At 44.9% G+C, this 15,868-nt stretch carries 8 protein-coding genes; 7 read left to right on the forward strand and 1 reads right to left on the reverse strand.

Going from position 1 to position 15,868, the window contains the following annotated elements; genetic code table 11:
* The first annotated feature begins 98 nt into the window (after nucleotides 1-98).
* Both QMQ21_RS14055 and QMQ21_RS14060 read left to right on the forward strand, forming a co-directional pair.
* On the forward strand, nucleotides 99-3,887 hold the full coding sequence (locus QMQ21_RS14055) for a glycoside hydrolase family 2 TIM barrel-domain containing protein (RefSeq protein WP_053090695.1): 3,789 nt from the start codon (nucleotides 99-101) through the stop codon (nucleotides 3,885-3,887).
* A gap of 1 nt (nucleotide 3,888) precedes the next feature.
* Entirely contained in the window at nucleotides 3,889-5,571 is a 1,683-nt protein-coding gene (locus QMQ21_RS14060; RefSeq protein ID WP_261814674.1) for an alpha-L-fucosidase, read from the forward strand.
* Between the two features lie 45 nt (nucleotides 5,572-5,616).
* On the opposite strand, the gene QMQ21_RS14065 is transcribed toward QMQ21_RS14060, so the two are convergent.
* Nucleotides 5,617-7,701 carry a GH92 family glycosyl hydrolase gene (locus QMQ21_RS14065; RefSeq protein ID WP_153210234.1) on the reverse strand — a complete coding sequence of 695 codons (2,085 nt, stop codon included), beginning with the start codon at nucleotides 7,699-7,701 and terminating at the stop codon, nucleotides 5,617-5,619.
* A 170-nt stretch (nucleotides 7,702-7,871) separates the two neighbouring features.
* Here QMQ21_RS14065 and QMQ21_RS14070 point away from each other — a divergent pair, with 170 nt between their 5' ends.
* From QMQ21_RS14070 to QMQ21_RS14090, 5 genes are all read left to right on the forward strand, one after another.
* Nucleotides 7,872-9,152, forward strand: a complete 1,281-nt coding sequence (locus tag QMQ21_RS14070; protein ID WP_261814675.1) for a glycoside hydrolase family 125 protein — start codon at nucleotides 7,872-7,874, stop codon at nucleotides 9,150-9,152.
* 98 nt (nucleotides 9,153-9,250) lie between these two features.
* The gene (locus QMQ21_RS14075; RefSeq protein ID WP_261814676.1) at nucleotides 9,251-11,896 is read left to right on the forward strand and encodes an alpha-mannosidase; all 2,646 of its coding nucleotides are present in this window, start codon (nucleotides 9,251-9,253) and stop codon (nucleotides 11,894-11,896) included.
* A gap of 83 nt (nucleotides 11,897-11,979) precedes the next feature.
* Entirely contained in the window at nucleotides 11,980-12,849 is an 870-nt protein-coding gene (locus QMQ21_RS14080; RefSeq protein WP_284525458.1) for an ROK family protein, read from the forward strand.
* Entirely contained in the window at nucleotides 12,843-14,723 is a 1,881-nt protein-coding gene (locus tag QMQ21_RS14085; protein ID WP_261814678.1) for a hypothetical protein, read from the forward strand. Before QMQ21_RS14080 ends, QMQ21_RS14085 begins: the two co-directional genes overlap by 7 nt.
* 209 nt (nucleotides 14,724-14,932) lie before the next feature.
* Nucleotides 14,933-15,862, forward strand: coding sequence for an ABC transporter permease (locus QMQ21_RS14090; protein WP_049515574.1), 930 nt, complete (start codon nucleotides 14,933-14,935; stop codon nucleotides 15,860-15,862).
* Nucleotides 15,863-15,868: the final 6 nt, after the last annotated feature.

The raw sequence follows: 15,868 nt of genomic DNA on the forward strand, positions 1-15,868 counted from the left end.
TTTTCTGAGGATTTAGGGAGTGATGGAGGAAGTCTTGAAAGCGCTTTTGTTTTGTGCTATAGTCAAGTAAATCGAGTTGTTTAAAGAGGAATGCCTGTATGAGAAGAGAAGAAGTTTTGCGAAATCACTGGTTTTTTAGCCAAGAGGTGGGGAAAGAAGAGGCCTTGGCGCCGGATTTTCATAGAGAAAATTGGCAGGCTATTCAAGTGCCACACGACTGGAGTATTTACAATGATTTTGACCAGTATTCGCCAGCGCAAAATGAGGGTGGTCAGCTAAATGGGGGTCAGGCCTGGTACCGGACGCAGTTTTACTTGGAAGAAGATGTTAGTCTTGTATCGGTGCGTTTGTTGTTTGATGGAGTTTATATGAATGCCCAAGTCTATATCAACGGGCAAGTGCTGGGCTATTATCCCAATGGCTACACACCTTTTTCTTATGATATCACGCCTTATCTAAGAAATGATGGGACGGCCAACCAGCTTGCGGTTTTTGTGGAAAATCAGCAACCTAGCAGTCGTTGGTACTCTGGTAGCGGTATTTACCGAGAAGTGAAATTGTTGATTACGGATTCGGTACATCTGGATTTATATGGGATTAAGATAGAAAGTCCCAAGCTAATGGAACAAAGAGATGGATGGGTGGAAACTCAGCTTACAAGTAAGGTTTCAAATGATGGAACTCAGTCCGTGTCGGTGTATTTGGAACAGAGTATCTGGTATGATGGACAACAGCTGTCAGACTGGCAGGTGACTGATTCTGTAATGATTGAGTCTGGGGAAAAATATCATTTCAAACAAGCCATATCAATTTTCCAACCTTTGCTTTGGGATATTGATCATCCCCACATTTACCAATTGAAGACTCGCCTTTACAAAAATGGCATGTTGGTTGATGAAGAAGAGGAGGCTTTTGGTTACCGTTATATGGATTGGCAAGCGGATAAGGGCTTCTTTCTAAATGGTCGCTGGTTGAAGATTCACGGGGTTTGTTTGCACCATGACTATGGATCTCTGGGAGCTGTGGAAAATAGGTCAGCTGCTGAGAGACGATTGCGCCAGATGAAGGAAATGGGTGTCAATGCAATCCGAATCACCCATAATCCAGCCAGTAGCATTTTGCTGGATGTGGCTGCTAAAATGGGCTTACTCATCCAAGAAGAAGCCTTTGATACCTGGTATGGAGGCAAGAAAGAATATGACTATGGTCGCTTTTTTGAGGAAGAAGCTACTCATCCAGAAGCGAAAGCAGGCGATTTCTGGTCAGATTATGATTTGCGTACTATGATTGAGCGTGGCAAGAATAATCCAGCGATTTTTATGTGGTCCTTAGGAAATGAAGTCAGCGAAGCAAATGGCGATGCTCATTCATTGAAGACTATCAAACGCTTGCTAGAAAGGGTAAAGGAAGTGGATGATAGTCGTTTTGTGACCATGGGAATGGACCAGTTCCGCTTTGGAGATGGTTCTGGAGGTCATGAAAAGATTGCTGATTTGCTGGATGTGGTGGGTTTGAATTACTCGGAAGATAATATTGATGGAATTCGCAAAAGACATCCCAAGTGGCGACTTTACGGGTCTGAAACCTCATCGGCTACACGGACGCGTGATAGCTATTTTCGCCCAGATAAGGAATGGATTGGGGATAATCGCCGCGTGCGGAATTTTGAACAGTCAGACTATGGTAATGATCGGGTTCCTTGGGGGAAGACGGCGACGGCTGCTTGGATAGTAGATCGAAATCGGTTAGACTATGCGGGTCAGTTTATCTGGACAGGAGTGGACTATATCGGTGAGCCGACTCCTTGGCACAACCAAAATGACACACCTGTCAAGAGTTCCTATTTTGGGATCGTGGATACGGCAGGGATTCCTAAAAATGATTATTATCTCTATCAAAGTCAGTGGTTGGCACTAGATCAGCAACCTATGGTTCATATCCTGCCCCATTGGAATTGGGAAATCCACAAGAGTTATCAACAAGTTGTGGATAAGTATGGGGATATCCCTGTTCGAGTGTATTCAAATGCTGGTTCTGTAGAGCTATTTCTAAATGGAAAATCTCAAGGTAGGAAGACTTTTCAGGAAAAATGGACTTCAGACGGTCGAAAATACCAAGAGGGAGAAGGATCTGACCAACTCTATCTCGAATGGCGCTTGGCTTATCAACCAGGAGAATTGCATGCTGTAGCCTATGACCGTCAAGGTCAGATTGTAGCAGAAGATAGGGTGGTAACTGCAGGTAAGCCAGCCAAAATCGGGTTACATGCCGATAAATCACAACTGGAGCCAGATGGGCAAGACCTCCTTTATCTCTATTTTGATGTATTGGATAAATCAGGAAACTGGGTGCCGACTGCTTCCAATCAGCTTCATTTTGAAATTGAAGGGCCTGCTCGCATTGTGGGTGTTGATAATGGCAGGCAGGCCAGTCGTGAACGTTATCAGGCTCAGAAAAATGGTTGGTTTAAGAGGAAAGCCTTCCATGGCAGAGGTGTACTTTTGGTTCAGAGCTTGGAGCAGGCAGGCCAAGTAAGAGTAAAGGCCAGTGCCAGAGGGCTAGAGACAGCAAGTTTTGATCTCTTAGTGGGAGAGGCTTTTGATTGCCAGCCAGTGAAAAATCAGCGCTTATTTGAGATTCGAGTGGATAAGCAGGCCGGATTACAAGAAGGGGATTCCCCAGCTATTGGACTTTATCCACAAACTGTGGATAACCCTGTGAACAAGGTGGGGAATAGTGAAGTGATTTGGGAGATGAGTGGTAGTGCCCAGGCCATTATCAAACAGGGAGTGCTTCATTGTTTATCTGCTGGCGACTTGGCTATCCGAGCCATGTATCAAGGCAAAACCTATCAAACTCATTTGCAGGTCGCAGAAAATACCTCACTAGGGCAGGCAGTTTCTGTACGACCACTTCGCTTGTATACAGCTAAGGGAACTTATCCACAGCTGCCATCTTCAGTTTTGGTGGACTATGAGCTCGGGGGTGCAAAACGAGTCAAGGTTGTTTGGGAGGCAATATCCGAAGAAGATATGGCAAGCTTTCATGAGTTTACGGTATCTGGTCAGCTAGAGGGTTTGGATTTAAAGGCTTCTGCTCAGGTTTGTGTCCAAGGGATTTCCGCTATTGAACCTGAAAGGGTTTGGACGCTTGTCAAGGAAGTCCCACATTTACCAGACCGAGTCAAGCTAGTCTTATCAGATGGCAGACGAGATACAGCCAAGGTTACTTGGGATGAACTCAAGCCTCAAATCTATACTCAGGTAGGAGAATGCGTTCTCACAGGGCAGGTAGCGGGCTGTGAGTTGCCAGCAACAGTCACCATTCATGTGACAGATGCCAGTGTAGATGGAGAAGTTATTTCCAATCAGTGGACAGGGTCCAACCTGCCTCTGGTCTTTGCTTCTCACTCAGAACCGAATCACCCAGCCTCTTACCTCAATGACAAGGTCATTACTCGGAAAAAATCGACAGCCAATACTTGGATTACCAAGTCAGAGCAAGCCAGCGTGGGCATGCTTTTTGGAGATGCAGGGATTTTAAAACCGCGATTTGTGGATAACGTGACCTTGTATTATGTTGAAAATCAAGAATACCTGGCGATGGAGCCTACTTTTATTGATTATTATGTAGGGAATGAGCCTAGTTTGCCTCGGACCCCAAATCATTTGGATAAGGATTCTATGCTCAAACAAGAGGAGAATTGGCGACCTGTATCAGCTATCCGAAAAGTGTCAAGCGACAAGGCTGAAGAGATTCGTTTTGAATTTGACAAGGTGGAAACCTATGCCCTTCGTCTTCGATTTGAAGGCTTGGCAAGCCCTCTAGCGTTAACAGAATTGCAAGTACATGACAAAAAAGTAAAGAAAAGTGTAGATAGGAAATAGTATGGTAAGAGAAATAAAACCTCATGGCCCCTTGCCTAGTCAGGCCCAGCTAGCGTATTTAGAGGATGAATTAGCAGCCTTTATCCATTTTGGACCCAATACCTTTTATGATCAGGAATGGGGGACAGGTCAGGAGGATCCTGAACTCTTTAACCCGACAAGGTTAGATGCGCGTGAGTGGGTTCGCGTGCTTAAGGAAACGGGCTTTAAGAAGTTGATTTTGGTGGTCAAGCACCATGATGGCTTTGTCCTCTACCCGACAGCTCACACGGATTATTCGGTCAAGGCCAGTCCTTGGAGGAATGGAGAGGGGGATTTGCTCCTTGAAGTATCCCAAGCTGCCACAGAGTTTGATATGGATATGGGGGTCTACCTATCGCCTTGGGATGCTCACAGTCCTCTCTATCATGTGGAGCGAGAAGCAGACTATAATACCTATTATCTGGCTCAGCTGAAGGAGATTTTATCAAATCCTGCCTATGGAAATGAAGGGAAATTTGCTGAAGTCTGGATGGATGGTGCCAGAGGAGAGGGAGCTCAAAAGGTCAATTATGAATTTGAAAAATGGTTTGAAACCATTCGTGAACTGCAGGGCGATTGCTTAATTTTTTCAACAGAAGGCACTAGTATCCGCTGGATTGGCAATGAACGAGGGTATGCAGGTGATCCACTGTGGCAAAAGGTGAATCCTGACAAACTAGGAACAGAAGCGGCGCTGGATTATCTTCAGCATGGAGATTCTTCAGGCACTATTTTTTCAATCGGTGAGGCAGATGTTTCTATTCGGCCGGGTTGGTTTTACCATGAAGAGCAGGATACTAAGTCTCTTGAGGAGTTGGTGGAAATCTACTTTCACTCAGTGGGGAGAGGAACCCCGCTCCTACTTAATATTCCGCCGAATCAAGATGGTCTCTTTGATGAGAAGGATATCAAACGGCTTTATGAATTTGCGGCTTATCGTGATGAGCTCTATAAAGAAGATTTGGCTCTGGGAGCTAAGGTATCTGGTCCAGCTCTATCACCAGACTTTGCTTGTCATCATCTGACAGATGGCCTTGAGACCAGCTCTTGGGCAAGTGATGTAGGCTTGCACATCCAGTTAGAACTCGACTTAGGGTCACCTAAAACTTTTGATGTAATTGAGTTAAGAGAAGATTTGAAGCTAGGGCAACGAATCGCTGCTTTTCATGTGCTAGTAGAGGTGGACGGTGTCTGGCAAGAATTTGGCATGGGCTTTACAGTTGGTCATAAGCGTCTCCTGCGAGGTCCGCTAGTAGAGGCACAGAAGGTGCGCGTGATGATTACCGAGGCGCAATCTAAGCCTGTATTGACCAAGATTTCACTCTATAAAACTCCGAGGTTATCACAAAAAGTAGTTGTTCAGGGGCTAGCATTTGTAGAAAAAAGTCTAGCTGTGACAAAGGGAGAGACTCTTCATTTTAGGATTGAACGTAGCGAAAGTAGTACTCCTTTAGAGACTAAGATTTCGATCCAACCGGGGACAGGTGTCCATGGTGTCGCCTATCAGGACGAAATTCAAGTCCTTCAATTCCAAGCTGGGGAAAGCAAAAAAGACCTGACCATACCAACCCTGTATTTTGCTGCCGACAAGACCTTGGATTTCTATCTGAATCTGACTGTTGATGGACAGCTGGTTGATCAAGCTCAAGTACAAGTTTCATAAAATAAAAGAACCTTTGCACGATACAAAGGTTCTTTTGTCTACTAGCTAGTGACTTGGTAACCAGCTGAGGGTGAAGGTTAGTTGTTCAGCTTTTAGGAGATCTTGGTGTTGAATAGTTGATACTAGAGTTGTGTCCAGTCGGCATTCTTTTACAAAGTTAAAATGGCTGTGGTTTTGCTCAGCATGAATATCTAGCCATTTATCTTCTTTGGCAAGGTAGACTCGGAGGTGGTCAAAGAGAGGGATTCCGAGGTCATAGCTTGGTTTTCCTGGACAGGTCGGATAAAAACCGAGAGTTGACCAGATGTACCAGGCTGAGAGACTGCCATTGTCTTCATCGCCAGGATAGGCTTCCCAACTTGGGTGAAAAGCTTTCTGACGGAGCGTCTTGATGAGAAGAGCAGTGTAGTCAGGGTAATCGCAGTAACGGAAGAGATAAGGAATGTGGAAGCTTGGCTGGTTGGAAATGGCGAGTTGTCCAAAAGGAGCAGTAGCCATCTCGCTCATTTCGTGAATCTCGTAGCCATAGCCTGTTGTCTCAAAGAGGGGAGCCTCCTGACAGGCTTTTAAAAGATAGTTGCTAAAGGCTTCTTTTCCACCCATAAGCTGGATCAAGCCTGGGATATCGTGGAGGACGCCTAAAGTTGCTTGGATGGCTGAACATTCGGCATAATCACGTCCCCAACTATAAGGAGAGAAATCAGGACGGAAGTTGCCTTGACCATCACGCGCTCGCATGTAACCTGTCTCAGCGTCAAATAGATGGCGGTAATTTTGTGATGCGGCCTTGTAGGTTTCAGCGATTTCTATTTTCCCTAGTTTTTCAGCACAGCTAGAGATACAAAAGTCACTATAGGCATAGTCTAGGGTGTGGCTGACGCTTTCGTGGTGGTCGGTAGAGAGGTAGCCTAGTTCTTGGTATTGGGCTAATCCGTGACGACCATTGATGCCGAGAGGGTCGGACTTGGTGGCTGTTTCAAGCATGGCTTGGAGGAGTTCTTCTTCTAGGTCGGGGGCCATGTCCTTGCAGGCGCTATCTGCGATAATGCCATCTAGCAGGGTACCTGGCATCATGCCACGTTCATCTGGAGCCAGCCATTTTGGAAGGAAACCAGTATCGCGGTAGTTATTGAGAAATCCTTCTAAGAAGCGGTGGTAGTGTTCTGGTATGATAAGAGCAAAGAGGGGGAAGGTGGTGCGGAAGGTATCCCAGAAACCATTGTTGCTGAAGAGGACACCAGGCTTGACAGTTCCAGTAGCCAGATCCATATGGATGGCTTGCCCTGATTCATCAACCTCATAAAAAGTCTGTGGGAAGAGGAAGAGTCTGTAAAGGCAGTGATCAAAGAAGGTTCGGTCAGCCTCTCCTGTTTCCATGATATCAAAACGATGGAGGAGATTTTCCCAGTCCGCTTGTGCATTTGCTTTACAGTTATCAAAATCTTTTTGAGGTAGATTAAGCAGAGCCTGAGAGTGAGAGATGAAAGAAGTCGCTAGCTGAATTTCAGCATGGCTACTTGCTAAGTCAATTAGCCAGTCTTCGCCTTCTTGGCTGATAGCAAGGATATCCGTATTCATTTTCAGGGATGTGAACAGTATCAGTGGATTTTTGTTGGTTTCAGTTTTACCTTCTTGTCGTAGGGTAAGAGTCCGCTCGTCTACTTGCTCCACTGTCAGTTCATCTGCTGCGTGAAGATAGAGGGAGAGGGCTTTGCCTTGCTTTTGTTCCAAACGAATAGAAGCACCGTAGCAAGTCGGTGTAAGCTGGCTTTCAATCTGATAGCGCAGGGAGAAAATTTTCAGATAATGAGGTTGGAAAGAGGCCTTATCCATATCATAGGAAGACTGGCGATGGAAGAGGCTGTCTCCACCCAGTTGGCCTGTGACAGGTGTCAGAAGGAGCCAAGAGTAGTCGCCAATCCAAGGGCTGGGCTGGTGGGTTAATCGAATCCCCTGAAAGATAGGCAGATGCGGATCGAAAAACCAAGAGCCCTCCTGGTCACTGGTCTGGGGTACAAAGTAATTCATCCCAAAAGGCACGCCTGTGTATGGCAGGGTATTTCCCCGAGAGAAGGCATGCTTGCTGGCAGTTCCAAAGCGGGTATCGATGGTTTCAAGTAGTAGTTTCATAGTCTTTCCTTTAGCTGTTTTTCTACATTATATCAGAAAAAGAGGGCCTTTAGAAAAGGAGCTTCAAAGATAACTATTTTGTAGAAAAATGACTATCATTTGTGTATGTATTTTCTGTCTCAAAAGCTATATACTGAAAATGAAACTTGTTTGAAAGAGGATACTGCACGATGATTTATTCAAAAGAAATTGTTAGAGAATGGCTAGATGAAGTGGCAGAGCGAGCTAAGGACCATCCAGAGTGGGTGGATGTTTTCGAGCGTTGTTACACAGACACCTTGGACAATACGGTTGAAATCCTAGAAGATGGTTCAACCTTTGTGCTCACAGGAGATATTCCTGCTATGTGGCTTCGAGATTCGACAGCTCAACTCAGACCCTACCTTCATGTGGCTAAAAGAGATGCCCTCCTGCGTCAGACCATTGCAGGTTTGGTCAAACGTCAGATGACCTTGGTACTCAAGGATCCTTATGCCAATTCCTTCAACATTGAGGAAAACTGGAAGGGGCACAACGAGACCGACCATACAGACCTTAATGGCTGGATTTGGGAACGCAAGTACGAGGTGGACTCGCTTTGCTATCCTTTGCAGTTGGCTTATCTCCTCTGGAAAGAGACTGGCGAGACTAGTCAGTTTGATGAGACTTTTGTCGCAGCGACCAAGGAAATCCTCCATCTGTGGACGGTGGAACAAGACCACAAGAACTCTCCTTATCGTTTTGTCCGAGATACGGACCGCAAGGAAGACACCTTGGTAAATGATGGCTTTGGACCTGATTTTGCAGTGACAGGTATGACTTGGTCAGCCTTTCGTCCGAGTGATGATTGCTGTCAGTATAGTTACTTGATTCCGTCAAATATGTTTGCAGCAGTAGTCTTGGGTTATGTGCAAGAAATCTTTACAGAATTGAATCTAGCTGATAGCGAGAGTGTCATCGCAGACGCTAAACGTCTGCAAGAAGAGATCCAAGAAGGTATCGAAAACTATGCTTACACCACCAACAGCAAGGGCGAAAAGATTTATGCCTTTGAAGTGGATGGTCTAGGAAATGCCAGCATCATGGATGATCCAAACGTTCCAAGTTTGTTGGCTGCGCCTTATCTGGGCTACTGCGATGTCAACGATGAAGTGTATCAAGCAACTCGTCGTACCATTCTGAGCCCTGAAAATCCATACTTCTACCAAGGAGAATACGCTAGCGGTCTCGGAAGTTCTCACACCTTCTATCGCTATATCTGGCCCATTGCCCTTTCTATCCAAGGTTTGACAACAAGAGATAAGGCAGAGAAAAAATTCTTGCTGGACCAGCTGGTTGCTTGCGATGGTGGTACAGGTGTTATGCACGAAAGCTTCCACGTGGATGACCCAACTCTTTATTCTCGTGAATGGTTCTCTTGGGCCAACATGATGTTCTGTGAATTGGTCTTGGATTACTTGGATATCCGCTAAGGAACACGCTTTAGCGCAACTGATTCTTGGAAAGAATCACAAATTTACATTTAAAACGTTAACAATAAAAATTTAAATTTAGAATGAGGTTTTACTTCATGGAAAATGTTGTCGTACATATTATCTCACATAGTCACTGGGATCGTGAGTGGTACTTGCCCTTTGAAAGCCACCGTATGCAGTTGGTGGAATTGTTTGACAATCTCTTTGATCTCTTTGAAAATGACCCTGAGTTCAAGAGTTTCCACTTAGATGGACAAACCATTGTCCTTGATGACTATTTGCAAATTCGTCCTGAAAATCGTGACAAAATCCAACGCTACATTGATGAGGGCAAACTTAAAATTGGTCCCTTTTACATCTTGCAGGACGACTACTTGATTTCAAGTGAAGCCAATGTCCGCAATACTCTTATTGGTCAGCAAGAAGCTGCCAAATGGGGCAAATCAACCCAGATTGGTTACTTCCCAGATACCTTTGGAAATATGGGACAAGCACCTCAAATCCTTCAAAAATCAGGCATTCACGTGGCAGCCTTTGGCCGTGGTGTCAAGCCGATTGGATTTGACAACCAAGTTCTCGAAGATGAGCAGTTTACTTCTCAGTTTTCAGAAATGTACTGGCAGGGTGCGGACGGAAGTCGTGTTCTCGGTATCCTTTTTGCCAACTGGTATAGTAATGGGAATGAAATTCCAGTTGATAAAGACGAGGCCTTGACCTTCTGGAAACAAAAACTGGCAGATGTGCGCGACTATGCTTCGACCAACCAATGGTTGATGATGAACGGATGTGACCACCAACCTGTACAAAAAAATCTGAGCGAAGCCATTCGTGTGGCAAATGAACTCTTCCCAGATGTGACCTTTGTTCATAGTTCCTTTGATGAATATGTTCAAGCTGTGGAAAGTGCTCTACCAGAGCAGTTATCAACGGTTACAGGCGAGTTGACCAGTCAGGAAACAGATGGCTGGTACACACTTGCCAACACTTCTTCATCTCGTATTTATCTCAAACAAGCCTTCCAAGAAAACAGTAATTTGCTGGAGCAAGTGGTTGAACCATTGACAGTTATCACTGGTGGCCACAACCACAAGGACCAGTTGACCTATGCTTGGAAAACTCTTTTGCAAAATGCGCCGCATGATAGTATCTGTGGCTGTAGCGTGGACGAAGTTCACCGTGAGATGGAGACACGTTTTGCCAAGGTCAATCAAGTCGGAAACTTTGTCAAGACTAACCTTCTTAACGAGTGGAAGGGCAAAATAGCTACAGCTAAGGCTCAAAGTGACTATCTCTTTACTGTCATTAACACAGGCTTGCATGATAAGGTTGATACTGTCAGCACAGTGATTGATGTAGCGACTTGTGATTTCAAGGAGTTGCATCCAACAGAAGGATACAAGAAGATGGCTGCTCTTACCTTGCCAAGTTACCGTGTGGAGGACTTGGATGGGCGTCCTGTAGAGGCTAAAATCGAAGATCTCGGAGCTAATTTTGAGTACGATTTACCAAAAGATAAGTTCCGCCAAGCTCGTATTGCTCGACAAGTGCGCGTGACCATTCCAGTTCACCTAGCGCCACTTTCTTGGACAACCTTCCAATTGCTGGAAGGAGAACAAGAACACCGCGACGGTATTTACCAAAACGGAGTGATTGATACGCCATTTGTAACGGTGAGTGTGGATGACAACATCATAGTCTATGACAAGACAACTCACGAAGCCTATGAAGATTTTATCCGCTTCGAAGACCGTGGTGACATCGGAAACGAGTATATCTATTTCCAACCAAAAGGAACAGAGCCAATCTATGCAGAGCTTAAGGGATATGAGGTCTTGGAAAACACAGCTCGCTACGCTAAGATTTTGCTCAAACATGAATTGACCGTGCCTGTCAGTGCAGATGAAAAGCTAGAAGAAGAGCAAAAAGGCATCATCGAGTTTATGAAGCGTGAAGCTGGACGTTCAGAAGAATTGGCAAGCATTCCTCTTGAAACTGAGATGACTATATTCGTTGATAATCCACAAATCCGTTGCAAGACTCGCTTTACCAACACTGCCAAAGACCACCGTATCCGTCTCTTGGTCAAGACTCATAACACGCGTCCAAACAATGATTCTGAAAGCATCTATGAGGTGGTGACACGACCAAACAAACCAGCTGCTTCATGGGAAAATCCTGAAAATCCTCAACACCAACAAGCTTTTGTCAGTCTGTATGACGATGAAAAAGGAGTGACTGTATCCAACAAGGGATTGAATGAATACGAAATCCTTGGAGACGACACCATTGCAGTGACTATTTTGCGTGCATCAGGTGAGTTAGGTGACTGGGGCTACTTCCCAACACCAGAAGCACAATGCTTGCGTGAGTTTGAAGTCGAGTTTGCGCTTGAATGCCACCAAGCCCAAGAACGCTTCTCAGCCTATCGTCGTGCTAAAGCCTTGCAGACACCGTTTACCAGCCTTCAGCTTGCTAAACAAGAAGGAAGCGTGGATGCGACTGGTAGCCTCTTGAGCCATTCTGTTCTCAGCATACCGCAAATCTGTCCAACAGCCTTTAAGGTAGCTGAAAATGAAGAAGGCTATGTTCTTCGTTACTACAATATGTGTAGTGAAAATGTACGTGTACCGGAAAGTCAACATCTCTTCCTTGACCTACTTGAACGACCATACCCAGTTCATAGAGGCCTCATTTCACCACAAGAGATTCGTACAGAATTCATCAAAAAAGAAGAAATTTAATTTCAAAGAGTAAACATAAAAAGAAAGGAGGGGCGAAAAGGTAAGAACTAACTGCTGATTCGCCCCTTTTTATGGTAAAAACAATGACCATTGCAACGATTGATATCGGAGGAACTGGAATTAAGTTTGCCAGTCTGACTCCTGATGGGAAAATACTAGATAAGACAAGTATCTCAACGCCTGAAAACTTGGAGGATTTACTAGCTTGGCTAGATCAACGTTTGTCAGAGCAGGATTATAGCGGGATTGCTATGAGCGTTCCAGGCGCGGTCAATCAAGAGACAGGTGTGATTGATGGCTTCAGTGCGGTGCCCTATATTCACGGATTTTCTTGGTATGAGGCGCTTAGCTCTTATCAGATTCCTGTCCATCTAGAAAATGATGCCAACTGCGTTGGGCTCAGTGAATTACTGGCTCATCCAGAACTTGAAAATGCAGCCTGTGTCGTGATTGGGACAGGGATTGGCGGAGCCATGATTATCAATGGTAGACTTCATCGAGGTCGCCACGGTCTGGGTGGAGAATTTGGCTACATGACAACTCTTGCCCCTGCTGAAAAGCTCAACAACTGGTCGCAATTAGCGTCAACTGGAAATATGGTGCGATACGTGATTGAAAAATCTGGTCAGACTGACTGGGACGGTCGCAAAATTTACCAAAAAGCCGAAGCAGGAAATGCCCTTTGTCAAGAAGCCATCGAGCGCATGAATCGTAATATGGCGCAAGGCTTGCTCAATATCCAATATCTTATTGATCCAGATGTCATCAGCCTGGGAGGCTCTATCAGTCAAAATCCAGATTTTATTCAAGGTGTCAAGAAGGCTGTTGATTATTTTGTCGATACCTACGAAGAATACACAGTCGCACCTGTTATCCAGGCCTGCACCTATCACGCAGATGCCAATCTCTACGGTGCCCTTGTCAACTGGCTACAGGAGGAAAACCAATGGTAAGATTTACAGGAATTAGTGACAAACAAGCGCAAGCTATTGAAGTATTAAAAAAACACATTTTTCTACCAGATGTAGAGGTAGCTGTCGCTCAGTCTGACCAAGCCTCTATCTCTATCAAGGGTGAGGGTGGCCACTATCAACTAACTTACCGCAAACCCCACCAACTTTATCGTGCCTTGTCCCTGTTGGCAACATCCCTAGCAGAAGGTGATAAAGTAGAGATTGAGGAACAGGCGGCTTATGAAGATTTAGCCTACATGGCAGACTGTTCTCGAAATGCGGTGCTGAATGTGGCTTCTGCCAAGCAGATGATTGAGGTCTTGGCTCTCATGGGCTACTCAACCTTTGAGCTCTACATGGAAGATACCTACCAGATTGAAGGGCAGCCTTACTTTGGCTATTTCCGTGGAGCCTACTCAGCTGAGGAATTGCAGGAAATCGAAGCCTATGCCCAGCAGTTTGATATGACCTTTGTGCCATGTATCCAGACTTTGGCCCACTTGTCTGCCTTCGTTAAATGGGGTGTCAAAGAAGTGCAGGAGCTCCGTGATGTGGAGGATATCCTCCTTATTGGCGAAGAAAAGGTTTATGACCTGATTGATGGCATGTTTGCCACTCTGTCTAAGCTGAAGACTCGCAAGGTCAATATCGGGATGGACGAAGCCCACTTGGTTGGTTTGGGACGCTACCTGATTCTAAACGGTGTGGTGGATCGTAGTCTCCTCATGTGCCAACACTTGGAGCGCGTGCTGGATATTGCAGACAAATATGGTTTCCACTGCCAGATGTGGAGCGATATGTTCTTTAAACTTATGTCAGTAGATGGGCAGTACGACCGTGATGTGGAAATTCCAGAAGAAACTCGTGTCTACCTAGACCGTCTCAAAGATCGTGTGACCTTGGTTTACTGGGACTATTATCAGGATAGCGAGGAAAAATACAACCGTAACTTTAGTAACCACCACAAGATTAGTCATGACCTTGCCTTTGCGGGGGGTGCTTGGAAGTGGATTGGTTTCACACCCAACAACCATTTCAGCCGTCTCATTGCTCTTGAAGCCAATAAAGCCTGTCGCGCCAATGATATCAAAGAAGTCATCGTGACGGGTTGGGGGGATAATGGTGGGGAAACAGCCCAATTCTCTATCCTACCAAGCTTGCAAATCTGGGCAGAACTCAGCTATCGCAATGACCTAGACCGTTTGTCTGCTCATTTCCAGACCAATATAGGTCTATCGGTTGAAGATTTTATGCAGATTGACCTAGCTAATCTCTTGCCAGACCTACCAGGTAATCTCAGCGGGATCAATCCTAACCGCTATGTCTTTTATCAGGATGTTCTCTGTCCGATCCTTGACCGACACATGACACCTGAACAGGACAAACCGCACTTCGCTCAGGCTGCTGAGATGCTCGCTAACATTAAAGAAAAAGCTGGGAACTATGCCTATCTCTTTGAAACTCAGGCCCAGTTGAATTCCATTTTAAGTAGCAAAGTGGATGTGGGAAGACGCATCCGTCAGGCCTACCAAACAAACGATAAAGAAAGTCTGCAAGAAATCGCCAGACAAGAATTACCAAAACTTAGAAGCCAAATTGAAGACTTCCATGCCCTCTTTAGCCACCAATGGATGAAAGAAAACAAGGTCTTTGGCTTGGATACGGTCGATATCCGTATAGGCGGACTCCTGCAACGCATCAAACGAGCAGAAAGCCGTATCGAGGCTTATCTGTCTGGTCAGATTGACCGCATCGACGAGCTAGAAGTGGAAATCTTACCATTTACAGACTTCTACGCAGATAAGGACTTCGCAGCCACAACAGCCAACCAGTGGCATACTATTGCGACAGCTTCAACCATCTACACGACCTAAAAACAAGAACACCTTGCCTTGAGCAGGGTGTTTCTCGTGAAACATCCCTTTCTTAAAAAAGTACTCCACATAAAATAATTTGTGGAGTTTTTTCTATAATTAGTAGTTTAACCTAACCTGCAAATAGGAGTATACTAATAATGTAATCGTTATCAAAAGTCTAAAAAGGAATTTTTAGATGGATATCAAAATAAAAAAGGGAGGAAATTATGAATAAGTTTTCAAAAACCTTGAGAGACAACTGGATCTTTCTCTTAATGGTTTTGCCAGGGGCACTCTGGTTGACTCTATTCTTCTACATTCCAGTATTTGGGAACGTGGTTGCCTTTAAAGACTACCACATGACCAGTAATGGATTTATAGATAGTATCGTGAATAGTAAATGGGTCGGACTCGATAATTTCAGATTCTTGTTTAGTTCAAAAGATGCCTTTATTATCACACGAAATACTGTCCTCTACAATCTCGGATTTATCTTTATCGGTTTGATTGTATCTGTAGGGATTGCCATCATCCTCAGTGAACTCCGTTCTAAGAGAATGGTTAAGATCTTCCAAACTTCTATGTTGTTCCCTTACTTCTTGTCTTGGGTTATCATCAGTTTCTTTACAGATGCCTTCCTAAACATTGATAAAGGGGTATTCAACCATTTCCTAGAATCTATCGGAATGAAGGAAGTCAATTTCTACGCTGACTTGGGCATCTGGCCATATCTCCTACTTTTCCTAGGTATTTGGAAAGGTTTTGGATATAGCAGTGTCATGTACTATGCGACAATCATGGGAATTGATCCAACCTACTACGAAGCAGCGACAGTGGACGGAGCCAGCAAATGGCAACGAATTCGCAATGTAACCATTCCGCAGTTGACACCATTGGTAACTGTATTGACCATCCTTGCAGTCGGAAATATCTTTCGTGCAGACTTCGGTCTTTTCTACCAAATCCCCCACAATGCTGGTCAGCTTTATAACGTAACCAACGTCTTGGACGTATATGTTTATAATGGTTTGACTCAGACAGCAGATATCGGGATGGCTTCAGCGGCAGGTCTCTATCAATCAGTAGTCGGTTTGATTCTGGTTATCCTATCAAACTTACTGGCAAGACGAGTTGATCCAAACTCAGCCTTGTTCTAGAAAGGA

Source organism: Streptococcus bouchesdurhonensis (genome assembly GCF_948472335.1).

Excerpts from the sequence above, each read along its gene's own strand:
- QMQ21_RS14055 (WP_053090695.1), top strand. The coding sequence starts at position 99 with ATGAGAAGAGAAGAAGTTTTGCGAAATCACTGGTTTTTTAGCCAAGAG.
- QMQ21_RS14060 (WP_261814674.1), top strand. The coding sequence starts at position 3,889 with ATGGTAAGAGAAATAAAACCTCATGGCCCCTTGCCTAGTCAGGCCCAG.
- QMQ21_RS14065 (WP_153210234.1), bottom strand. The coding sequence starts at position 7,701 with ATGAAACTACTACTTGAAACCATCGATACCCGCTTTGGAACTGCCAGC.
- QMQ21_RS14070 (WP_261814675.1), top strand. The coding sequence starts at position 7,872 with ATGATTTATTCAAAAGAAATTGTTAGAGAATGGCTAGATGAAGTGGCA.
- QMQ21_RS14075 (WP_261814676.1), top strand. The coding sequence starts at position 9,251 with ATGGAAAATGTTGTCGTACATATTATCTCACATAGTCACTGGGATCGT.
- QMQ21_RS14080 (WP_284525458.1), top strand. The coding sequence starts at position 11,980 with ATGACCATTGCAACGATTGATATCGGAGGAACTGGAATTAAGTTTGCC.
- QMQ21_RS14085 (WP_261814678.1), top strand. The coding sequence starts at position 12,843 with ATGGTAAGATTTACAGGAATTAGTGACAAACAAGCGCAAGCTATTGAA.
- QMQ21_RS14090 (WP_049515574.1), top strand. The coding sequence starts at position 14,933 with ATGAATAAGTTTTCAAAAACCTTGAGAGACAACTGGATCTTTCTCTTA.